Source organism: Pseudomonas sp. B16120 (assembly GCF_044218845.1).
GTDB lineage: Bacteria > Pseudomonadota > Gammaproteobacteria > Pseudomonadales > Pseudomonadaceae > Aquipseudomonas > Aquipseudomonas paracarnis.
In genome coordinates this window covers 3,354,768-3,377,383 of sequence record NZ_CP162588.1, presented here as the reverse complement: position 1 = coordinate 3,377,383, position 22,616 = coordinate 3,354,768, and the positions used below count along the sequence as shown (strand labels likewise).

General features: G+C 62.1%; 19 protein-coding genes. All 19 read right to left on the bottom strand.

What is annotated here, in order from left to right; translation table 11 throughout:
- Positions 1–380: 380 nt before the first annotated feature.
- Positions 381–2,528, bottom strand: coding sequence for a TonB-dependent siderophore receptor (locus AB4P90_RS15715; protein ID WP_395605110.1), 2,148 nt, complete (start codon positions 2,526–2,528; stop codon positions 381–383).
- Between the two features lie 212 nt (positions 2,529–2,740).
- On the bottom strand, positions 2,741–3,502 hold the full coding sequence (locus AB4P90_RS15710; protein ID WP_014718615.1) for a PIG-L deacetylase family protein: 762 nt from the start codon (positions 3,500–3,502) through the stop codon (positions 2,741–2,743).
- 290 nt (positions 3,503–3,792) lie between these two features.
- Positions 3,793–4,452 (bottom strand): glycosyltransferase family 2 protein, encoded by a 660-nt coding sequence (locus AB4P90_RS15705; protein ID WP_020302308.1) that lies wholly within the window; start codon positions 4,450–4,452, stop codon positions 3,793–3,795.
- On the bottom strand, positions 4,449–5,048 hold the full coding sequence (locus AB4P90_RS15700) for an SAM-dependent methyltransferase (protein WP_073845454.1): 600 nt from the start codon (positions 5,046–5,048) through the stop codon (positions 4,449–4,451). Before AB4P90_RS15700 ends, AB4P90_RS15705 begins: the two co-directional genes overlap by 4 nt.
- Positions 5,045–5,803, bottom strand: coding sequence for a PIG-L deacetylase family protein (locus AB4P90_RS15695; protein ID WP_395605109.1), 759 nt, complete (start codon positions 5,801–5,803; stop codon positions 5,045–5,047). Before AB4P90_RS15695 ends, AB4P90_RS15700 begins: the two co-directional genes overlap by 4 nt.
- Positions 5,800–6,798, bottom strand: coding sequence for an acyl-CoA dehydrogenase (locus AB4P90_RS15690; protein ID WP_395605108.1), 999 nt, complete (start codon positions 6,796–6,798; stop codon positions 5,800–5,802). Before AB4P90_RS15690 ends, AB4P90_RS15695 begins: the two co-directional genes overlap by 4 nt.
- A 1-nt stretch (position 6,799) precedes the next feature.
- Positions 6,800–8,959: a glycogen debranching protein GlgX gene (glgX, locus tag AB4P90_RS15685; RefSeq protein WP_395605107.1), complete on the bottom strand. Its 2,160-nt coding sequence runs from the start codon at positions 8,957–8,959 to the stop codon at positions 6,800–6,802.
- Between the two features lie 121 nt (positions 8,960–9,080).
- Positions 9,081–9,350, bottom strand: a complete 270-nt coding sequence (locus tag AB4P90_RS15680) for a DUF2934 domain-containing protein (RefSeq protein WP_003191595.1) — start codon at positions 9,348–9,350, stop codon at positions 9,081–9,083.
- A gap of 23 nt (positions 9,351–9,373) precedes the next feature.
- The gene (locus AB4P90_RS15675) at positions 9,374–12,124 is read right to left on the bottom strand and encodes a malto-oligosyltrehalose synthase (protein WP_395605106.1); all 2,751 of its coding nucleotides are present in this window, start codon (positions 12,122–12,124) and stop codon (positions 9,374–9,376) included.
- Positions 12,121–14,205 (bottom strand): 4-alpha-glucanotransferase, encoded by a 2,085-nt coding sequence (gene malQ / locus AB4P90_RS15670; protein WP_014718608.1) that lies wholly within the window; start codon positions 14,203–14,205, stop codon positions 12,121–12,123. Before malQ ends, AB4P90_RS15675 begins: the two co-directional genes overlap by 4 nt.
- Positions 14,202–15,947: a malto-oligosyltrehalose trehalohydrolase gene (gene treZ / locus AB4P90_RS15665; RefSeq protein ID WP_395605105.1), complete on the bottom strand. Its 1,746-nt coding sequence runs from the start codon at positions 15,945–15,947 to the stop codon at positions 14,202–14,204. The genes malQ and treZ overlap by 4 nt, the downstream gene beginning before the upstream one ends.
- Before the next feature lie 31 nt (positions 15,948–15,978).
- A complete protein-coding gene (gene glgA / locus AB4P90_RS15660; protein WP_014718606.1) occupies positions 15,979–17,535 on the bottom strand; it encodes a glycogen synthase GlgA in 1,557 nt (518 codons plus the stop codon).
- Positions 17,536–17,789: 254 nt separating this feature from the next.
- The gene (locus AB4P90_RS15655) at positions 17,790–17,966 is read right to left on the bottom strand and encodes a hypothetical protein (RefSeq protein WP_236466368.1); all 177 of its coding nucleotides are present in this window, start codon (positions 17,964–17,966) and stop codon (positions 17,790–17,792) included.
- Between the two features lie 46 nt (positions 17,967–18,012).
- Entirely contained in the window at positions 18,013–18,966 is a 954-nt protein-coding gene (locus AB4P90_RS15650; RefSeq protein WP_130175476.1) for a D-2-hydroxyacid dehydrogenase family protein, read from the bottom strand.
- A gap of 25 nt (positions 18,967–18,991) precedes the next feature.
- Positions 18,992–19,993, bottom strand: a complete 1,002-nt coding sequence (locus AB4P90_RS15645) for an alpha/beta fold hydrolase (protein ID WP_058409929.1) — start codon at positions 19,991–19,993, stop codon at positions 18,992–18,994.
- A gap of 47 nt (positions 19,994–20,040) precedes the next feature.
- On the bottom strand, positions 20,041–20,484 hold the full coding sequence (locus AB4P90_RS15640; RefSeq protein ID WP_032872364.1) for a YqaA family protein: 444 nt from the start codon (positions 20,482–20,484) through the stop codon (positions 20,041–20,043).
- A gap of 3 nt (positions 20,485–20,487) precedes the next feature.
- Positions 20,488–20,934: a DUF411 domain-containing protein gene (locus AB4P90_RS15635; RefSeq protein WP_014718602.1), complete on the bottom strand. Its 447-nt coding sequence runs from the start codon at positions 20,932–20,934 to the stop codon at positions 20,488–20,490.
- A gap of 93 nt (positions 20,935–21,027) precedes the next feature.
- Positions 21,028–21,486, bottom strand: a complete 459-nt coding sequence (locus AB4P90_RS15630; RefSeq protein WP_038450277.1) for an SRPBCC family protein — start codon at positions 21,484–21,486, stop codon at positions 21,028–21,030.
- Between the two features lie 133 nt (positions 21,487–21,619).
- Positions 21,620–22,615 (bottom strand): aldo/keto reductase, encoded by a 996-nt coding sequence (locus AB4P90_RS15625; protein WP_019817132.1) that lies wholly within the window; start codon positions 22,613–22,615, stop codon positions 21,620–21,622.
- Position 22,616: the final 1 nt, after the last annotated feature.

Below are 22,616 nucleotides of genomic sequence, written 5' to 3'. Positions count from 1 at the left end.
CAGCGCATCACCCGGGTGCCGCCAATGACGCGATACAGCGCCGTGAGCACCACGCCGGTGCCGCCACCGACGATCACGGCCTGCATGAGGGTGTCGTGCCAGAACGCCAGGCCGAGGGAGAACAGGCACATCAGCCAGATCAATGCCAGCATGATGCGGTCGGCCTTGCGATAGTGCTCGAGAAAACGGACGGGCATTCACTCTTACTCCATGAGAGGGGGCGTCGAGGTCAAGCAAGCACGCGGTGTGCCATACAGGCGCGCCGCTGTGGAGTGAAGCAGATGTTCAGGATTGTTGCCGGTTACCCACGCGTTATCGGCACGCGGGCGCGGGACTTTAAGAACGGCTGCCCGAGCGGGCAGCCGAGGTGGGCATGAGGCTCAGAAACTGTACTTGGCAGTCAACATCATGTTGCGGGGGCTGCCATAGGAGTCGCCGCCATAAGTCACTGAGTCGGAGATGGACTGGTAGTAGTGGCGATCAAAGATGTTGTTGGCGTTGAGTTGCAAATCCAGGTGCTGATTGACCCGGTAGCCTGCCATCAAGTCAGTGACGGCGTAGCCGCCTTGCTGGAGCCGGTAGTTGCTGCCATCCGCTAGCTTGATGTCGTTGTACATGCGGCTCTGCCAGGAGATATTGCCGCCGACGCGGAGTTTTTCCAGCGGGCCCTGGAAGTTATAGCGGGTGGTCACTTTGAACAGATGTTCCGGGATGTCGGTATCGAACTGCTTGTTGACCTTCTGCGGGTTGGCGTCGTCCTTGATGGTGTGGGTGCGCGCATAGGTATAGCCGCCGCCGACCTGCCAGTTTTCGGTCAAGGCGCCTTGCAGTTCGAAGTCGATACCCTGGCTGCGGATTTCGCCCGAGGCCTCGGCACAGGACGCCTGCGGGCAGTTGGGCACCACCACGGCCACGGCGCGGTTTTCCTGGTCGACACGGAACAGCGCTACGCTGGCATTCAACGTGCCACCGAAGTATTCGCCTTTGACGCCCACCTCATAATTTTTACCGACGATGGGTTTGAGCGGAGTGCCGGCTGTGCTCTTGTCTTTTTGCGGCGTGAAGATGTCGCTGTAGCTCACATAAACCGAATGCTGGTCGTCCAGATCGTAGATCAGGCCGGCGTAGCGGGTGAGGTTGCGGGTGACCTTGTAGTCGCCAGCGGCATCACGGTTGTCGTAGTCATACCAGTCCAGGCGAGCGCCGAGGATCAGCTTCAGCGGGTCGGCCAGGCTCAGGCGGCTGGTCAGGTAGAAACCGTCCTGGGTGGTGACTTCGCGAACGTTGTTGGTGCGGGTGAAGTTCGGTTTGCCCGCATTGATCGGCCAGTTGAGGTCGTACGGGCTGTAGTTGTGGGTGGTCATGTCGTAGATGCGCTTGCTGGCGCCCACCACCAGTTCATGGGTGCGGCCGAACGCCTCGAAGGGGCCGCTGGCAGAGGCGTCGAGCCCGGCCTGGTTTTCATCGTAGGTGGCCTGGTACACCGTGCGGGCCAGGGTGTCGTTGGTCCAGCGCGATTGGTAGGAGCCGGAGAACAAGGCGTTCTGTTCGGCGTAGTTGGCGTTGACCTGCAGGCTCCAGTCGTTGGCCAGGCGCTGGCGCAGCTCGGCGAAAACGGTGTTGATTTCCTGGTCCTTGTTTTCCCAGTCGGTGCCTGGGTTGTAAGAGCGCGACAGGCCCAGGTGGCGTCCATCCAGGCCGACCATCGAAGCGCCCCAGAAGTAGTTGGTCTTGTCCTTCTGGTTCGAGTAACCGAGGGTCAGGGTGGTGTCTTCGCTCAGGTCGGCTTCGGTGACGGCATAGAAAAGGCCATGATCCTGCTCGGCCTTGTCGATAAAACTGTTGGCATCGCGGTAAGAGGTGACGACACGGCCACGCCAGGTGCCACTGTCATTGAGTGGGCTGGAGGCGTCGAACTCGCCACGGTAGTCGTCCCAGCTGCCGACGGCGCCGGTGAGCGTGACTTTCTGCTCATCCAGTGGCCGCTTGCGGATCAGGTTGATGGCGGCCGAAGGGTTGCCTGCGCCGGTCACCAGGCCGGTAGCGCCGCGCACCACTTCGACGCGGTCGAACATCGCCAGGTTCGGCTGGGCGCCTACCGACGCACCGTTGTAGCCGCTGGGAATACCGTCATACATGAGGTTGTCGATATCGAAACCGCGTGCGGTAAAGCCTTGTCGCCCAGGGCCGTTGGAGTAATTGAGGAACAGCCCCGGCGTGGCGTTGACCACGTCGTTGATGCTGGTCATGGCCTGGTCATCCATGCGCTGGCGCGTGATCACGGTGACGGCCTGCGGGGTTTCGCGCAGGGTCAGCGGCAGTTTGGTTGCGGTCTTCATCGAGCCGGTGGTGTACGACTCGCTGCCTTCGGTGGTTGCGCCAAGCTGTTGGCCCGAAACCTCGGTAGCGCCCAGCTCAATGGTGGCCGGTGCGTCGGCGGCAATGGCCGCATTGGAGGTTGCTAAAGCGATAGTGATTGCCATCAGACTGGGTGTAAAAACGTTGCCGCCGCGTTGTTGCACAAACATGAAAGTAGGGCTCCCCAAGTGCCTTCCGTGGCGAATAGTAAATCTGTTGATAATTATTCGCATCAGTTTGGCAGATTGAGTCTGTAGGGAAAAGCCCAACGTTTGTAGGAGCGCGATTGCTCGCGAAAGACGCGCAAGCGCCGCGTTAATTCAGTAAGCCCGCGTTATCGTTGAGGTTTTTCGCGAGCAAGCTCGCTCCTACAGGGTGGTGGTCAGGTGAACAGGATTTCGTAGGGCTCGCGCATGCGCTCTAGCAATATCTGCGCGAGCATCGGTGGTAAGCCGATCTGCGGGTCACCCACCAATTGGCTGGCGTAGGCGTGGGCGGCGTGCAGCTTGCGCGCGACGGTCCAGGTATCCAGGCGGACCTTGCGTGCACGCTGCCAGGGCATTACCGCGCTTTCCCGGGCCGGCCAATGCCAAGCCCAGATCGGCAGTTCATACAGTTGGGCACCTACTAGGCTGCACGCCCTGGCACTCGCGCGGCCGACGGCATCGTGGTCGTCATTGCCGTCGTTGCGCCAGGTGGTAAACACCACGTCGCCGGGTTGCAGGTAGCGCGCGATGAATTGGCTCATCGGCGATTCACGGGCGGCCAGGGCGTCGTCACAAAACCCGCCACGAATCCATTTCAGGCTGTGCAAGGGCATGCCCAGTCGACGCAGGGCCTCGGCGCTTTCCTGGGGGCGCACCACGCTCAAACGGCTGGCCGGCCATACTTGAGAGCCGGGATGGCTGGCGCTGCCGTCGGTGATGGAGATCAATTGCAGCGGATGCTCGTGGGTGCTGAGCAGTTGCAGCAAACCGCCGCACGCCAGCACTTCATCGCCAGGATGGGGTGCGATTACCACGACGCGAGCGCCGGGCGGTACCAGGGTGTTCAGGGAGATGATGGGGGTTTGCGCCAACTGCGGCGCAGTGTTCCAGATTTGCGCGGGGCCGCGACGGCCTTCGCTTAAGGAGGCAGGCTTCATGGGGTGTCACATCCTTGTCGGTTGATACCGGGTCGTGCTCCGTTGACGGAACGACGCTCTTGTCTTCACCGCAGGCTCCGCTGAGGTGAGTGCGTGGCATGCCAATACTGAAATGCTGTGCGAGGCGTTAGGAGCATAGACAGGCATGGGTATCTGCACAACTTTGATGCGATGTTTGCTGGGCTGACGTCATCGCAGGCAAGCCAGCTCCCACAGAGGGTCTATGTTGCCCACAAAATCTGCGCCTGGCATGGGTCCCTGTGGGAGCTGGCTTGCCTGCGATTTTGTTTTTACCCAGCCCGCATCAAGCTCTTCAAGTAATCACCGAACCCACCCTCAGCCCGGCAATCCAGTCGCGCACTGGTCACCACTTGCGGTGCATGGCTCCAGGCAATGGAGGCACCGCAACGCTCCAATTCACGTACCAGTTGTACATCCTCGTGGCATTCCAGCGGTTCAAACCCACCGGCCTCTACGTAGGCGCGGGCACTCACGCCCAGGTTGGCACCGTGGATATGCCGATGCCCGTCGCGGGCCTGGTAGGCCTGCTGATAGCGAATCTGCGCGGCCGGGTCGAAGCCTTCGCTCCAGGCGTCCACGGTGACTGTGCCGCACACCGCGTCGCAACCTTGGGCCAGTTGGGCCACCAACCAGTCAGGGGCGACACGGCTGTCGGCGTCGGTGCAGGAAATCCACCGCGCGCCTTGCTCCAGCAAGTACCCTGCACCCACGCCGCGGGCGTGCCCGACGTTGCGGGCCTGCACGTGCAGGCAATGCACCTCGTGGGCCTGGGCAATCGCCGCGCTGGCATCGCTGCAACTGTCGAGTACTACCAGAATCTGTACCGCTTCACCCAGCAAGCCCGGGTGGTTGGCGGCGATCCGCGCAGCTCTCAGGCAATCATCCAATAGGGCTTCTTCGTTATGTGCCGGGATCAGAATACCGATCATCGTAAACCCTCGTGGCGAGCGACCGAGGTGCCATCGAGGCTCCACAGGTTGAGCAGGAAATCCGGGTCCTGGTACTGCACCAACGGTGCTACACCCAGACGCTGTTGGAGCACGGCGTGCACCTGTTCGGCGGTTTGCGGGCAACCGTCAATGGGCACTCGCCAATGACAGGCCAGAATTTGCCCGTCAGCGGTCAAGGCGGCGAGGGCGCAATCGATCAGACGATTAAAATCATCGACATCAAGGTAATAACAAAGCTCACTCAATACGATCAGTTCGAATTGCCCGCCGGGCCATTGTTCTGGCAGGCGACGCTGCTCCACGCGGGCATGAGGAAAATGCTCCAGCCGCGCCTGTGCCAGACGCACCGCAGCGGTGGCGGTGTCGCAACACAGCAGGCGGTCGCAACGCGGCGCCAGCTCGGCACTCAGTTCGCCGTTGGCACAACCCGGCTCGAATATCGACACATAGCGCAGCCGCGTCAGCACGGCCAAGGTCAGGGCGCGCTTGCGTTGTTCGTACCAGCGCTGACGAAAAGCCCAAGGGTCGTCATTGCCGGCAAACAACTGGTCGAAGTAGGGGGTTGCCACACTCATACGAATACCATCTCAAAAGGTTGCAGCAAGCGCTCCACCACATAGGGCGCCAGCACCGGTGGCAGGCCGATTTGCGGGTCGCCCTCCAACTGGCTGGCAAAGGCGTGGATCGCATGGCGTTTGCGTGCCACTTGCTCGGCGGTCAGCGGGATCTTGCGCGCCCGATGCCAGGGCACCTTGTGGTCTTCGGCGGTGGCCCAGTGCCAGGTCCACACCGGTAGCTCACACAACACTGCGCCGACGGCCTTGGTTGCCTTGGCGCTGGCGCGGCCCACGGCCTCATGGTCGCAATGCCCATCCTCGCACCACGTGGCGAACACCACATCGTTAGGCTTGAGGTGGCGCTGGATAAATTCGCAGAGCTGGGTTTCGCGCTCGGCCACATGGCTGTCGGCAAACCCGCCGCGCAGCCATTTCAAACTGTGCAGCGGCAAGCCAAGGCGGTGCAAGGCCTGGGCCGATTCCTGCGGACGCACCACACTCAGACGCTCCACCGGCCAGCGCCGGGAGCCCGGGTGGCTAGCGCTGCCATCGGTGACGGAGATCAACTGGATAGGGCGATCCAGCGCAGCCAGCCCTTGCAGCAGGCCACCACTGCCCAGCACCTCGTCATCCGGATGCGGGGCGACGATCACCGCTCGATGCCCTGGCGGCACCAACTGCGCCACACTGATGTGCGGCAACTCGGCCAATCGTGCGCTGTTTTGCCAGTGACTCAACGGCGTGCCCTGGCCAACAATCGGATTGGGCCTCATAGCGCCCATCTCCCTGTGGGCTCGCCGGCGACCTGTTCACCGAGGGCGGCCAAGTCGCGTTCGGCATGACTTTGCCGCACATACACCGGTAAATCGGCCATCAACTGGGCAAAGTGCGGATCCTTGCAATACGGCCCGGCGCCGACCGCGCGGCCCACATGCTGGATCACTTGCTCGACGGTGTCCTCGATACACGCACGCGTCTGTTGCGCCAGTTGCCGCGCATCGGCGCGTGGCTCGCGGTCGATCTGCGCGGCGCTGGCGCGTAACACGCAGGCGGCGCTGTTCAAGGCGCTGTCGACCGCGCCGAGGTGGGCCAGTGCATGGGGCTCTGCACGTGTGGCGCACTGGGCGCGCAGCACTTCACCCAGGCGTTGCGCCGCGCCGTACCAGCATGCGGCAATGCCGATCCCACCGTGCCAGAAGCCCGGACGGGACAGATAGTCCCCCGGGCCGCCCACGGCAAATCCCCTGGCGGCGCTGAACAGGATGTCGACGCTACCGGTCGCCGCCATGCCCACCGCCTTCCAACCCTCATTCGTCACCGTGATGCCCGGTTGATCCATCGCCACGGCCACCAACTGCTGGCGGTCCTCTTCGTCCCAGGCCGTCAGCAAACCATGGCTGACCACCGCCGCACCGGAACACCAGGCCTTGCGCCCCTCGACGAGCAGCCGCTGGCCGTCGCGACGCACGCGCACCTTGGCAGTCGGCGGCTCGGCCGCCCACATGCCCCAGGTGCTGCCCAGCGGCGGCAAGGGGCTGTCGAGTTCGGCAATGATCGCCAGGGCATCGGTATGGCCTTCGAACAACTTGCACAGGCGCAAGTCATGCCCGGCCACCTGGGCCAGTTGGCTCAAGCGGGACAGGGTCTGGCCGCTGCCCGGCAACGGCAGTTGATCAAGGCCTTCTTCTTGAAGGGCCCTCAGGGCATTACCCAGGGCTTGCGTGTCGGCATAGCCTCGGTAGCCCTGAAGGAAACCGTGCAACGCCATTTCACACCTCGCCTTCGTGCTGCAGTTCAAACAGCAGCAGCGAGCGAGCGGTGACCGCGTACTCATGCTCGAAATCAAAGCGTTCCTGGCCACGCACAGCCGGGTCGTTGGTGTCGAGCAGGCATGTCCAGAACTCGCCCTCCGGCACCGGCGGCAGGCGGAAATTGACCTGATCGTGATGGGCGTTGACCACCAGCAGCAGCGTGGCGTCGGCCCCGGCACGACGAATCCCGGTTTCCTGGGCGCGGCCATCCATCAGCATGCCCAGGCAGCGGCCCTGGCTGTCTTCCCATTGCTCGGTGGTCATTTCGTTGCCATCCGGCGCGAGCCAGGTGACGTCCTTCACGCCGATGTCTTCGTTGTAGTCGCCCACCAGGAAACGCCCGCGCCGCAGGATCGGGTACGCCAGGCGCAGCTTGATCAGGCGCTTGACGAACTTGAGCAGGGCCTTGCCGTCATCGTCCAGGTCCCAGTTGACCCAGCCGATCTCGCTGTCCTGGCAATAGGCATTGTTGTTGCCGTGTTGAGTGCGAGCGAACTCGTCCCCGGCGACGATCATTGGCGTGCCTTGGGCGAGCAGCAAAGTGGCGAAGAAGTTGCGCATCTGGCGCAGGCGCAGCGCGTTGATCTCCGGGTCGTCGGTAGGGCCTTCGACACCGTGGTTCCAGGACAGGTTGTTATTGCTGCCGTCCTGGTTGTTCTCGTCGTTGGCTTCGTTGTGTTTGTCGTTGTACGACACCAGGTCGTGCAGGGTGAAGCCGTCGTGGGCGGTGATGAAGTTCACCGAGCTGTACGGCCTGCGCCCGCGGTGGTTGAACATCTCGCCCGAGGCGGTCATGCGCCCGGCGAAATCGGCGAGTTGGCCATCGTCGCCTTTCCAGAACGCACGCACGGTGTCGCGGAAGCGGTCGTTCCATTCCACCCAGCCTGGTGGGAAGTTGCCCACCTGGTAGCCACCGGGGCCGCAGTCCCAGGGTTCGGCGATGAGTTTCAACTGGCGCAGCACCGGGTCCTGGCGGCAAGCCACGAGGAAACTGTGGCGCTCATCGAACCCGTCGCGGTAGCGACCGAGGATGGTCGCCAGGTCGAAGCGGAAGCCGTCCACGTGCATCTCGGTGGCCCAGTAGCGCAGGGAGTCGGTGACCATTTGCAGCACGCACGGGTGGCTCAGATCCAGGGTATTGCCGGTGCCGGAATCGTTGATGTAGAAACGCTTGTCGTCGGGCATCAGCCGGTAGTAGGAGGCGTTGTCGATGCCGCGCATCGACAGGGTCGGGCCGCGCTCGTTGCCTTCGGCGGTGTGGTTGTAAACCACGTCCAGAATCACTTCCAGCTTCTGCTCATGCAGGTGCGCGACCATCTCCTTGAACTCGGCGATCTTGCCGCTGGCCAGGTAGCGCGGGTCAGGGGCGAAGAACGCAATGTTGTTATAGCCCCAATAGTTGGTCATGCCTTTTTCCAGCAGATGCTGGTCGTTGACGAAGGCGTGCACGGGCAACAGCTCGACCGAGGAAATGCCCAACTGACGGATATGCTTGAGCACGTCATCTTCCATCAAACCGGCGCAGGTCCCCCGCACCGACTCGCCGACCGAAGGATGACGCATGCTGATGCCGCGCAGGTGGGTTTCGTAGATGATCGTGCGGTCCCACGGCACTCGTACCGGTTGGTCGTTGCCCCAGGTGTGCGCCGGGTCGATGACCTTGCACTTGGGCACGAAGGGCGCACTGTCGCGTTCATCGAAACTGAGGTCGTCGTCCGGGTGGCCGATGGTGTAGCCAAACAGCGCTTCGGACCATTTGAGTTCGCCCACCAGTTGCTTGGCGTAGGGGTCGATCAACAGCTTGTTGTGGTTGAAGCGATGACCATTGGCCGGGTCATAGGGGCCGTATACGCGATAACCGTAAATCAGCCCGGGGTGAGCATCGGGCAGGTAGCCATGAAAGATTTCGTCGGTGTATTCGGGCAGTTCGATGCGTTCCAGCTCAACCTCGCCGGTATCGTCAAACAGGCACAGCTCCACCTTGGTGGCGTTGGCGGAAAACAGCGCAAAATTCACACCCAGGCCATCCCAGGTGGCGCCGAGGGGGAAGGGCAAACCTTCACGGATCCGCGACGGCTCATGAACCGGCGTCGCTGTGGTGTTGTCGGGCTTGCTCATCGAGTTGCTCCTGCAAGGGGTCTTTTTTCGGGCCGAACGCCGCCGTACTGACGGTGCTTCAGCGCATGGCTTGGACGGAAAAGGGCCTGCAGCGCGCAATGCGTGCTGCAGGCCCGGGAAATCATGGGGCGGGCGGTTTGGGCTTCTTCGGGGCGGCGGGTTTCTTCGCCGCAGGTTTGGCGGCGGCAGGCGCAGCAGGTTTGGGCTTTGCCGCAGCCTTGGGCGCGGTTTTCGGCTTGGCGGCCGGTTTAGGCTTGCTCGGCGTCAGCGCCTCGGCTTCCGCCAGCTTGCGCGCCATCTCCCAGTGGCGATCATGGGCGCCATCAGGCTTGCCTTCAGACTCCCAGATCTGATGCGCCAGTTCGCGAATGCGTTTGTCTTCTTTACTCATCACAAACTCCTCACAGAAAATTTTCAGCTTTCTTGATTATCAGGATTGATAAAGACATTGACCGGGAGATCCCCCAGGGCAGCGCTGATCAACAGCTCCTTGTTGGGTGTGACTACGCCCGTTTGAAAAAGTCCCTTCCAGTTTTGTGCAGGGGCGGCGAACGGTAATTTCACCCGTGTATCGCCCCAAACCTGGGCATTGATCTGGGGAAACATCCCGTTTTCAAGCAGCGGATAAGACCAGCGCGGCACCACCACCAGCAACTGCCTGCCCTGATGTTCACGGTAGAACGCAACCACCCGTTCCGCGTGCTGGCCCAGCACTTCCAGCGGTGTATAGCTGCCATGGCGCAGCAGCTCGGGGCAGGCTTTACGCAGGCCCAGTACCTGGGCGATCACTGCCTGTTTGATACGCCCGTCGCGCCAGTTGAACAACAGTTCGCCGATGTCCGGTGGTGCCTGCAATGCACGTTGCCGCGCAGCGAAGTCCACCGGGCGCCGGTTGTCCGGGTCGACCAGGCTGAAGTCCCAGAGCTCATCGCCCTGGTAAATATCCGGCACACCCGGCACGGTCAGATGAAGCAAGGTTTGCGCCAGCCCATTCAGGGCGCCGGCGGGGGCGATGGCCTGCGCAGCGATGTCCAACGCACTGCGCAGCGGCGCACCGGCCTCACTGAGCAGCAGGCGCTTGAGGAACGCTTCCACCGCCTTTTCGTAAGCCTCGTTGGGCGCGCTCCAACTGCTCTGCAACTTGGCCTCGCGCAGGGCTTTTTGCTGCCACTGCCACAGGCGTTGCTGGTACGCCTCCAGATCGGGGTTGGGCTCCAGCGGCCAACTGCCCAGCAGCACCTGATAAAGAATCAGTTCATCACCCGCCGAGGGGCTCTCTTCGCTCTCGCGCAAAGGCTCGGCCAGGCCGCGCCAGTGCTCGACCTGTTCGGCATACCAGGGGGCGCACTCGCTGAGTACCGCCAGGCGCGCACGGGTGTCTTCGCCGCGTTTGTGGTCGTGGGTGGCGGTGGCCAGCAGGTTGCCGGGGAAGGTCTTCAGGCGTTGTTGATTGGCCGCATGGAAATCTGCCAACGGCGCACTGAATTGCTCGGTACTGAAACCCACATCGTTGCGCGACAACAACACCGCCGAACGATAGAAGGCGGTGTCTTCCACAGCCTTGGCGGCGGCGGGCGAGGTCAGTTGCTGGAAGCGCACGCAGGCATGCTTGAGCATCTTGCGCGCCCGGCCTACCGGGCGATTGCGCCAGGGCTGACCACCCAACCATTGTTCCAGATGGTCGAGCACCGGCCAGTCGCCTTCGTTGAGGGTACTGCGTGCACCCTCCATGGCCTGCTGGAACACCTTGTCGTCGGCCGCACTGCGGCCCTTGGCGCTGATATAGGTGCGGTACACCGGGAAATGCACAATCAGTTCCTGCAGGGCCCGGCGGATGGCGCCCAGGGTCAGGTCGCGGGTCATCACGTCATCGCGGGCCACTTGCAGCAGGGCCTGGGCCACGCTTTCGAAGTCGCCGCCCAACGAACCATTGAGGATCTGCTGGCGCGCCAGCCGCGCTTCTTCGCTGAAGGCTGAAGGCCGTTCGCTGTGACGCGTCCACATCTCGGCCAGCGGTGCAAAACCTTCGGGATGGTGTTGCAGCAAGGACAACTGGTTCATGAACTCGTAGCCGGTAGTGCCGTCCACCTGCCAGTCTTCACGCAAAGTTTCGCCTTCGCCAAGGATCTTTTCGACGAAGATCGGCAAGTGGCGCTCGGGTGACAGCGCGTCCACACGCCGACGCAATTTGCGGCAATAGCCACGCGGGTCAGCCAGGCCGTCGATATGGTCGATGCGCAGCCCGTCGACCAGCCCAGCGCTGATCAGCTCGAAAATCTTGCCATGGGTGGCTTCGAACACCGCCGTGCGTTCGACCCGCAGGCCGCCCAATTCATTGACGTCGAAGAAGCGCCGCCAGTTGATGTCGTCCGCGGCGGTGCGCCAACTGGCCAGGCGATAGGTCTGTTGTTCCAGCAGGTGATGCAGGCGCTCGAAGCCCTCGGGCTGGCGACTGTCGAATGCGGCCAGGCGTTGTTCAATAGCGGGTAGCAGCTCGCTGGCGCGTTCGGCCAAGGCTTGTTTGAGCGTGGTGGCTTCGGCGTAGGCGTCGTGCTGATAGGCGAGGGCGGCGAAACGTTCGGCCAGGGGTTTGAGTAACTCATCGTTGCCCAGGATCAGGCCGTAGTCCCTGGGGCAAATCGGAAAACGGTGTTCGTAATGCTCGACGTAGAAACTCCCCTGGGCGGCATCGAACTTGAGCGCCAGGGTGCCGTTCTGCAAGGCTTCGCCGTAATCGCTGCCGAGGAAGGGCATCAGCAACTGGCCCTTGAGCAGCGGGTCGGGGGAGTGCCACTGGATGTCGAAGAACTCGCTGTAGGGGCTCAGGCGGCCCCATTCCAGCAGGTCCAGCCACCAAGGGTTATCCGCGCCGCCCACGGCCATATGGTTGGAGACGATATCGAGGATCAAACCCATGTCGTGCTCACGCAGCGCGGCGACCAGGCGACGCAACGCCGCTTCGCCCCCCAGTTCCGGGTTGACGCGGGTCGGGTCGACCACATCGTAGCCGTGCATGGAGCCGGCGCGGGCGCTTAACAGTGGTGAAGCATACAGGTGGCTGATGCCCAGTTGGGCAAAGTACGGCACCAGTGGCACCGCGTCATCGAGGGTAAAATCTTTATGAAATTGCAGGCGCTGGGTGGCGCGCAGGGGCAGTGCGTTCATCGGTCACGCTCATAGGCTTGGTTGCGCGCCACGGCCAGCAGTTCGAGGCGACGCGCGGCGCTGTCATTGTCGAGCAGGCTGGCGGCTTCGCCGGGCAAGCGGCGGCGCCAATTGGGGTGGGTGTCGAGGGTGCCCGGCAGGTTGGCTTGCTCCTCGATGCCCAATGCATCTTCCAAGGGCAACAACACCAGTGGCGCACGGGTATGGCCCAGGTAGCGCACGCTGGCGTCGATCATATGGTCGGTGTCGTTGCGGATCTCATCGATGAAGTTCTGCGGGTCCTGGCTCAAGGCTTGGCGCAGTGCCTGGCGTTCGCGCAGGCGGTGTTCGCTCCATTGGTCCACGGTGGGCGCATCGATCAGGCCCAGCTGGATATTCCATTCGATATCGCGGCTGTGCCACCAGCCGTTGAGGGTCGGCAAGTCGTGGGTACTGGTGGTGGCCAAGGCGTTGTCGGGCCAATCGAGGATGGGCTTGAACTGGCCGTCATGGTTCTGTTCGAACAGCAGCACACGCATACCCAGGATCGAGCGGGCGCTGAGCTTTTCGCGCAGGCCCTCAGGCACGGTGCCCAGGTCTTCACCGAGGACGATGGCCTGGTGGCGGTGCGATTCCAAGGCGAGCAAACGCAGCAGGTCGTCCACCGGGTAATACAAATAGGCGCCTTCGCGGGGTGATGCACCCAGGGGGATCACCCACAGGCGTTGCAGGCCCATCACATGGTCGATGCGCAAGCCGCCGGCATGGGCGAAGTTGGCCCGCAGCATTTCGATAAAGGCGCGAAAGCCATTGCGCTTGAGGCCCTCTGGGGAAAAGGCAGAGATCCCCCAACCTTGGCCTGCGCGGTTGAGAATGTCCGGTGGCGCGCCCACGGTCAGGTCGGCCAGCAGTTCGTCTTGACGGCTCCAGGCCTGGCTACCGCCGCCATCGGCACCCACCGCTAGGTCGGCGATCAGGCCGATGCCCATGCCGCTGCCACGGGCGGCTTGTTGCGCGCGCTCAAGGCTACGGGCGATCAGCCATTGGGTGAAGGCGAAATAGCCGATTTCGTCGCGGTTTTCCTCGGCGAACTGCGCCAGGGCCGGGCTTTGCGGCGTGCGCCAGGCTTCGGGCCATTGGCGCCAGTCCAGGTCCTCACCGGCGGCAGCACGCTGGGCCTGTATGGCTTCGAAGCGGCAGTGGTTTTCCAGGGCTTCGCCGCCGGTCTGGCGGAAGCTTTGGAAGTCGGCATGCTGGGGATGCGCGCCGTGGCGGAAGTCTTCATACAGTGTGCGCAGCAGGCGTTGCTTGGCCTTGGCGGCGGCCGGCCAGTCGATCAGCGGGAGCTGTTCCAGGGCATGCAACTCGTCAGCCAACCCGGCAGCTTCGATGGCGTTGCGCACCTCACGTTCACCGAGGATGCACGCCGGCGAAGCATACAGGCTGTTGAGAAACAGGCGGCTGGAGGGTGAATAAGGGCTGAAACGCTCGGTGTCGGCGCTGAACATCGCGTGCATCGGGCTGATCGCCACAGCGTCGGCGCCGCGCTCGGCGGCGGAACGCACCAGGTGCTCCAGAGCCAGGGTGTCGCCAAAACCGCCATCGCCGAGGCGGCGCAAGGCATAGAGTTGGGCGCTGAGGCCCCAGGCACGAGCGGGTTGGCTGTCGACCGCGTCGGCCACGCTGTAGCAGTGGCTGGGAGCGACGGCCAGGGTGAAGGTTTGCCCGTCGATATGCACCTGGTGGTAGCCCAGGGCGATCACGCCGGGCAGCACAGCCTCGCCGTCCAGGCGCAGTTCCAGGGTTTCGCCGCCTTCCAGGCTGACGCGACACGGGGTATCGGGGGCGAAATAACGCGCCAGGTCCAGGCCCGCGCCACTGTCGGTGGTCATCAACGGCGGCAGGTGGGTGTCTTGCTGCGCCTGCTCAAGTTGCTGCAGGCTGGCGTCGATCTCGGCATCGCTGTCGGCCGGATGCCCAAGGCCTTTGAGCACGGCGCGCAGGGCGTCAGGCTTTACATGCTGCGGGCGACCGTTGGCATCGATCCAATCGACGGCCAGGCCTGCGCGGCTGGCGAGAATTTCCAGGTTCGCTTCGCTCAAAGAATGTCTCCAACAGGGGATAAGCAAACGCGTGCGCTCAAGGGCGGTAAGTGCGCACCTTGCTGGGCAGGCGTTTGGAAAATAATCGGGTGGGGTGCCGGATGATCCAGGGGCTGTTCACTCAGGTTCAGGTCGATCTGCAGCACACGGCCGTTGCCCAGACGCCAGCGCGCGGTGACGGCATGGTCAGCCAGCACCTGCGCGCCCAGGGCCACCGTGCCGGGCAAGTGCGGCACCACGTGTGTGTGACGCAGGCTCAGCAGGTGACGGTAGAGCTGGGTGTGGTCGTTCTCGACGAAGGAGGGCACCGACTGTAAAAAGGTTTGCAGCGCGTTGGGGTCGGGGATGCGCTGGCGTTGCTCGGGGTCGTGAAACGCCGCGAAGTCGGCGAATTCATTGCGCCGCCCCTCACGCACCGCCTCGGCCAGTTCGCCATGATGGTCGGTAAAAAACAGGAAGGGCTCGGCGGCATTTACTTCGTCGCCCATGAACAGCATCGGGATCATGGGGCACAGCAGCAGCAGGGCGGTCGCGGCTTTCAGGGCCTGGGGCGAACACAACTGGTGCAGGCGTTCGCCCAGAGCGCGGTTGCCAACCTGGTCGTGGTTCTGCAGGAATGCGACGAAGGCGCTGGGGGGCAGTTCCGCACTGGGTTCGCCCCGTGCATGACCATGGCGTGTCGTTTCACCCTGGTAGATGAACCCCTCGGCCAGGCAGCGCGCCAGCTTGGCGGTGGGCTGCTCGGCAAAATCGCTGTAGTAAGCGTCGGTTTCACCGGTGAGCAGTACGTGCAGCACATTATGAAAGTCGTCATTCCATTGGGCGTCGAAATCGTGCTGCAACAGGCTGGCCTGGTTCAGTTCGTTTTCCAGCATCAGCCACACGTGGCGTCCGCCGTCCACCTGCTGGCGTACCCGTTGTGCCAGTTCCTGTAGAAACCCGGGGTTGTCAATGGCGTGCACGGCATCCAGGCGCAGGCCGTCGAAGCGGTATTCGAGCAGCCACATCAGGGCGTTATCGAGGAAGAAATCCCGCACTTCACGGCGCTCGAAATCAATACCAGCGCCCCAGGGGGTGTGCACGTCCTCCTGGAAGAACCCCTGGGCGTACTGGCCCAGGTAATTGCCGTCGGGGCCGAAGTGGTTGTAGACCACATCGAGGATCACGGCCAAACCGTGGCCGTGGGCACTGTCGATCAGTTGCTTGAGTTGCTCGGGAGTGCCGTAGGTGGCGTGGGGCGCATAGGGCAGCACGCCGTCATAGCCCCAATTGCGTTCGCCGGGAAATTGCGCCAAAGGCATCAATTCAATTGCGGTGACGCCTAGTTCAGCCAGGCGGGGCAGGTGTTTCTCGACGGCAGCGTAGCCGCCCATGGCGCCGACGTGGAGTTCGTAGATCACCGCCGTGTGCCACTGGCGACCCTGCCACTGGCTGTGGTGCCATTCATAGGCGAGGGGGTCGACTACTCGGCTCCACCCATGCACATCCAGCGCCTGGGCCCTGGAAGCGGGGTCGGGCACCGTGTTTTCGCCATCGATATTAAAGCGGTAAAGCGTGCCGGCAGGGCACGCGACTTCGACTTCGAACCAACCACCGGCCTGGGGAAGCATGACGATGGTTTTACCCTGTTCCAATTCAACGCTGACATAAAATGCGTCTGGCGCCCATAACGCAAAGCGCGTGCGGTGCGCGTCCAGCATGATTGCGCCGTGGGGCCAGGTTTCCAGAGTCCGTAACGGCATCTATGAAGACCTCCCTTAGTTGTTCCAGTCGTTACTTGTTCGATTTTCCCAATGCCTTGGCCACCAGTCGTTCATAGAGTTCGGCGTAGGGTTCCACGGCCTGGCACCAGTTGAACGGCTGGGTCATGGCACGGCTGCGCATGGCGTTGAGCAGACCGGGGAAGGCGAACACCTTGAAGGCGCGGCGCAGCGCCTCTTCGTAGCTTTGCACGGTGGATTCATTGAACAGGAAGCCGGTGACGCCATCCTCAATGGTGTCCGCCAGCCCGCCGGTGTTACGCGCCACCGGCAACGAGCCGAAGCGCTGCGCATACATCTGGCTCAGGCCGCAGGGTTCATAGCGTGACGGCATCAGCAGGAAATCGCTGCCGGCGAACATGCGGCGCGCATCGGTCTCGTTGAAGCCGATACGTACCCCCACCTGGCCCGGGAAGCGCAGTGCCAATTCGCGCATGGCCTGTTCTTCTTCCGGCTCGCCACGGCCGATGATCGCAATCTGGCCGCCGTTTTCGACGATGAAACTGGCGACGGCTTCGGTCAGGTCCAGGCCTTTCTGGTAGACCAGGCGCGAGACCACAGCGAACAGCGGGCCACTGGATGGCTGCAGCTCAAACAACTCGCGCACATGGGCGGCGTTGATAGCCTTGCCCTCCCAGTCGCCGATATTGAAGTTGTGGATCAGATGCGTGTCGGTGGACGTCTCCCAGCTTTCGTCGATACCGTTGGGAATGCCGCTGAGCAGACCTTGCTGGGTCTTGCTGGCGAGGAATCCATCCAGGCCGCAACCGAATTCCGGGGTGGTGATCTCCTGGGCGTAGGTGGCGCTCACGGTGGTGATATGGCTGGAATACGCCATGCCCGCCTTGAGAAACGACATCTTGCCGTAGAACTCCATGCCTTCTTGTTGCAGGGCATGGGGCGGAATGCCCAGCTCTGGCGTCGAGGCCAGGCTGACCACGCCCTGGTAGGCCAGGTTATGAATGGTGAACAGGGTTGGCGTGCGCGACCCACGCCAGTGCATGTACGCCGGAGCCAGGCCCGCAGGCCAGTCATGGGCATGCACCAGGTCCGGGCACCAGTGGATTTGCGCGAGGTTGGCGGCCATGTCGGCGGCGGCCAGGCCCAGACGGGCGAAGCGGATATGGTTGTCCGGCCAGTCGCGACCGTTGTTGGCGCCGTAGGGCGTGCCTTCACGCTCATACAGTTCGGGGCAGATCAGCACGTAGATGACCAGGCCGTCCTTGAGGTCCATGCGTCCGATCTTGCACGGTGGCAACGCAGCGTGGCCGCCCAGTTCACCGACAATATGAATCGGGTTGTCGCTTTCCATCACTTGCGGGTAACCCGGAATCAGTACTCGCACATCATGCAGGTGAGCCATGGCGCGGGGCAGGGCAGCGGAGACGTCGCCCAGGCCACCGGTTTTCACCAAGTCCGCGAACTCGGAGGTGACAAACAAGACTTTCTTTCGATTCGGATTCTGACTCACGACCGGCCGCACAGTGTTGGGCAGGTCGGCCAAAGACTTTGGCCCTCCTGCCGGCTGACTAAAACGCTCTCCCTGAGTATCTACTGCGGCACTGATCATAATGCACTCCCATCTGTTGGTTGGCTAATGGCCCGCTGCCATCGGCTCCGAGTGACCGCATCCTGCGGCCAGGCACACAAGCGCTATACAAGCTGGCAAGGCGTATGCCAGTTGCAACGTCGGCTTAAAAAGATTGGATGAGCGGGCATTCGGCCTGAAGCGCGCGTGCTCGCCCTTACCTAAAACTTGACCAGCGGCAGGTTTCGAAAGTTTAGATTTTTTGCGGGGTTTTTGTTTTGGAACGGACCCATCGGTCATGAGTCTAGGACAGATCCCAGCGCCTGCTGGGTTTTCAAGCCGATTTTGTAGGACAAAAAACTTTTATCGATATACCGCCCTGCCTCTGTAGGAGCGAGCTTGCTCGCGAAAAACCAAAGGCCGCCGAGTAAAACCAGAATGACCGCGTTATCGTTGGCGTTTTTCGCGAGCAAGCTCGCTCCTACCAAAAGACAGGGTGAAATAACGCACTAAAGTGCGTCAGGTGAGCCCGCGAATGGGCACACCCTTGGCCCAGGCTTGGATATCTTCGATCATCTGCTGATAGAACTGCCGGTAATTCTGCTCGCTCACATACCCCACGTGTGGCGTCGCCAGTACATTGGGCAAGTGGCGAAACGGATGGTCAGCCGGCAGCGGTTCCTGGGCATATACATCCAGCGCCGCCCCGGCCAGACGACCGCTGCGTAACGCTTGCACCAGCGCCTGCTCATCCACAATCGGCCCGCGTGCGGTGTTCACCAGCCGCGCGGTGGGTTTCATCCAGCCCAACGCTTGCGCATCCACCAGGCCACGGCTGCGCTCGCTGAGCACCAGGTGGATGGTCAGAATATCCGCCTGCTCAAACAGCTCGCGCTTGCTGACCCAGGTCACCCCCGATTCAGCCGCACGCTCCGGTGTGAGGTTCTCACTCCAGGCAATCACCCGCATACCAAAGACCTGGGCGAACTTTGCGACTTTCTGGCCAATGCTGCCCAGCCCCAGAATGCCCAAGGTCTTGCCATGCAGATCGCCGCCCAGACCGACCTGCCATCCGCCCGCACGCAGTGAGTTGGCTTCGGCGAGCAGGTTACGTGTAGAGGCCATGATCAAGGCCCAGGTCAGTTCCGGTGCGGCGTGTTTATAGCTGTCGGTGCCGCACACCTGGATGCCCAGGGCCTTGGCTGCGGGAAGGTCGATGGCGGCATTGCGCATGCCGCCGGTCACCAGCAATTTGAGCTTGGGCAGCCCTTGCAGCAGGGCTTTGTCAAAGGTTGAGCGTTCGCGCATGAGGCAAATCACCTCGAACCCTTTCAAGCGCTCGATCATAGTGGCGGTATCGGCGGGGTAGTCGTGGAGAAAATGCACCTTGCCTACGCTGCCCAGCGTCGACCAATCCACCACGTCACTGGCCACGTTTTGCCAGTCATCCAACACTGCGATCTGTATCGACATACACGCGGGCCTCGAAAAGGTTGAATTAGAGGGCGTTCAACCCCTGCAACAGGGCTTTATGAAACTGTTCCGGCTCTTCCATCTGGGGCGCATGGCCCAGGCCGGGGAACTCCACCAACGTGGCGCGGGGAATCAGCTTGGCCACCTGCTTGCCCAGTACCTCGTAATGACCAATTTTGGCCTTGACCGCCGCCGGCGCCACATCTTTGCCGATAGCGGTGGTGTCGCTGGTGCCGATCAGCAGCAGGGTGGGCACCTGCAAGTCCTTGAACTCGTAGTACACCGGTTGGGTGAAGATCATGTCGTAAATCAACGCCGAGTTCCAGGCAACCTGAAGATGCCCCGGGCCTTTGTTCAAGCCGGCGAGCATGTCTACCCAGCGCTCGTATTCAGGTTTCCAGCGCCCCACGTAATAGGTGTTTCGCTCATAGTTGCGTACACCGTCGGCGCTCAGTTTCAGCTCGCGCTGGTACCACTGGTCGACGCTCTGGTAAGGCACGCCGAGGGCTTTCCAGTCTTCCAGCCCAATGGGGTTCACCAGCCCCAACTGTTCGGTTTGCTGGGGGTACATCAGCGCATAGCGTGTGGCGAGCATGCCGCCGGTGGAATGGCCGATCACGGTGGCCTTTTGAATGCCGAGCTTTTCCAGCAGTTGATGGGTGTTGGTCGCCAGTTGCTGGAAGCTGTACTGGTAGTGGTCGGGCTTGCTGGAGGTGCAAAAGCCGATCTGGTCTGGGGCGATGACGCGGTAACCGGCGTCACTCAGCGCCTTGATCGAACCTTCCCAGGTGGCGCCGCAGAAGTTCTTGCCGTGCATCAGCACCACGCTGCGACCGTTTGGAGTACCGGTGGCGGGGACGTCCATGTAGCCCATTTGCAGGGATTTGCCCTGGGATTGGAAGGCAAAATGATTCAAAGGGTAGGGGTATGCAAAGCCCTGCAACTCAGGACCGTAGGTGTCAGCTAACACGGGCGCCGCGCTGACCGAAAACAAACCGGCTACGCACAATGTACGGATAAAAGGCATGGGTTTTGGCTCCGAGAGACAGATGCCCGGATGCTCTTTGCTCGCGATTAACGGGGGATTAACGCCCACTGCAACGTCAGTGCTGCGAGTACGCCATACCGCAGGCTTTTCGCCAGGGTTACCAGCAGTAGAAAACGCCACAACGGCTCACGCATCACCCCAGCCACCAACGTCAGCGGGTCACCGATAATCGGCACCCAACTGAGCAACAACGTCCAATGCCCCCAGCGCGCGTAATGGCTGCGAGCCTTGTCCAGCTGCCTGGTGCTGACCGGGAACCAGCGCCGTTCCTTGAAGCGTTCCACCGAGCGCCCCAGCAGCCAATTGACCAGCGAGCCCAGCACGTTACCCAAAGTCGCGATGCCCAGCAGCAGCCATAGGTTGTAATGCCCGCTGAGCAGCAGGCCCACCAACACGGCTTCCGATTGCAGGGGCAATAACGTCGCGGCGCCAAATGCCGCGACGAACAGCCCCAGGTAACCCATCAACACCGGTCAGTGAGCCGGGTAGTCCGCTACCACTACATCTTTACCGTCTCGGGTCAGGCCAATGATTTGATAGGCCTCGCTGCGTCCGTCCACTTCCATCCCTGGTGAGCCTAAGGGCATACCCGGTGCGGCAAGGCCCAGCAGGTCGTTGCGCTTGCGCAAGGCCAGGACCTGCTCGGCGGGTACGTGGCCTTCGACGAATTTGCCGTCGATGACCGCGGTGTGGCAGGAGCCAAGCCGTGGCGCGACGCCCAGGCGCTGCTTCACCGCGCTCATGTTGGCTTCAACGTGGTCGTTGACCTTGAAACCGTTGCTCTCCAAGTGGCTGATCCACTTTTTGCAGCAGCCGCAGTTGGCGTCGCGGTGGACGTCGATGGGGATCAACTCGGCGGCCTGGGCCAAGGTAGTGGTGAACAAGGCACTGAGCAGGGCCAGTCGCAATGGGGTTTTCATCGTGGGTCTCACTGAAGGCGCGGCGATAAGCCGGGCATTCTCCCTGCTTTTGCGGGTATGTTTGCAATGTGACGCCGTTGTAATGTTTCTAAATTATACGAAGCGCTGGTTTTCCAGTCGCTGCTTGAGCCGGTCCAACGCAATCGCCGACAACGCGACCATGCGCTCGTGCAAAGACGCCAGTTGCAGTTCGGTTTCATAAGTCAGCACCCGCTTGAACAGCGTGCCGCCCTGATGAGCGCGCAAGTAGTAATGAATGGAACCATCAACCGCCAGGGAGGTGAACACGGTTTTGAACTCGCTGGGGCGGCGGGCGATTTGTACGCGGTAACTCATGGAGACGCGTATGCCCAGCAGGTCGATGATTTCGGTAAAGCGCGTGCCGATCGGCAATGAGCCGGTGTTGCCGGTGTCGGCGCTAAGGGAAGTGGGGTGCCACTCGTGCCAGCGGTCGGGCTGGGTCACATAGTCATAAACCGCCTCGATCGGCGTGTGGATGAAGCGTTCCTGACTGATCTGCTCCAAGCGGACCGAATGCTCAGTCGCGTGCATGACACACCTCCTGTGTGGCGGTTTTTACACTAGGAGCTGTGAGGATAGTCTGACGCCCGCGCTTTGCACGGGCGTCGGCAGGCCGTTCGTCAATCCCGCTGAGAACGGCCCGGACAAGGGCTCCCAGCAGGCACTAGATATCCAGCATGGCCAGCACGTCCTTGGGGTAACGCAGGCCTGCGGTTGCATCGGCAGGGAAGATCGCATCCAGCGCAGCCAGTTCGTCCGCGCTGAGAGAAATCGACAGCGCCTCCACATTCTCTTGCAGATAGGTGCGCCGCTTGGTGCCGGGAATCGGGATGATGTAATCGCCTTGAGCCAAGACCCAGGCCAGCGCCAGTTGCCCGGCCGTCACACCTTTGTCTGCCGCCAGCGTCTTGACCTGTTCTACCAGCCGCAGGTTTTTCGCAAAGTTCTCACCCTGAAAGCGCGGGCTGAAGCGTCGGTAATCATCGGCGCCGAAATCATCCGGGCTCTTCAACGCGCCGGTGAGAAAGCCTCGGCCCAGTGGGCTGTACGGCACAAACGCGATGCCCAGGCGCTGGCAGGCCGCGAGGCAGCCATTGTCTTGCTGGTCGCGGCTCCATAGCGAATATTCACTTTGCAGGGCGCTGATGGGATGGACCTTATGCGCCCGTTCCAGAGTAGCGGCGGACGCCTCGCTCAGGCCCAGATAGCGCACCTTGCCCTGTTTTACCAGGTCGGCCATGGCACCCACGGTTTCTTCGATGGCCACGTCGGGGTCGATACGGTGCTGGTAGTACAGGTCCAGCGTATCCACCCCCAGGCGTTGCAAGGTGCCGTCGATGGCGTTGCGGATATACTCGGGCCGGCCATTCACCCCGCGCACTATGGGGTTGGCAGGGTCGCGCACAATCCCGAATTTACTGGCCAGGAACACCTGGTCGCGCTTGCCGGCAATAGCCTTGCCGATCAGTTGCTCATTGGTGTGCGGGCCGTACATGTCCGCGGTATCGAGAAAATTGACGCCCAGCTCCAGGGCGCGGTGCAAGGTTGCGGTGGCTTCGGTGGTATCGCTGCCGGGCGTGTAGAAGTCGGTCATGCCCATGCAGCCAAGGCCAATGGCAGATACATGCGGGCCGTTTTTACCGAGTTGTCGAGTGTGCATA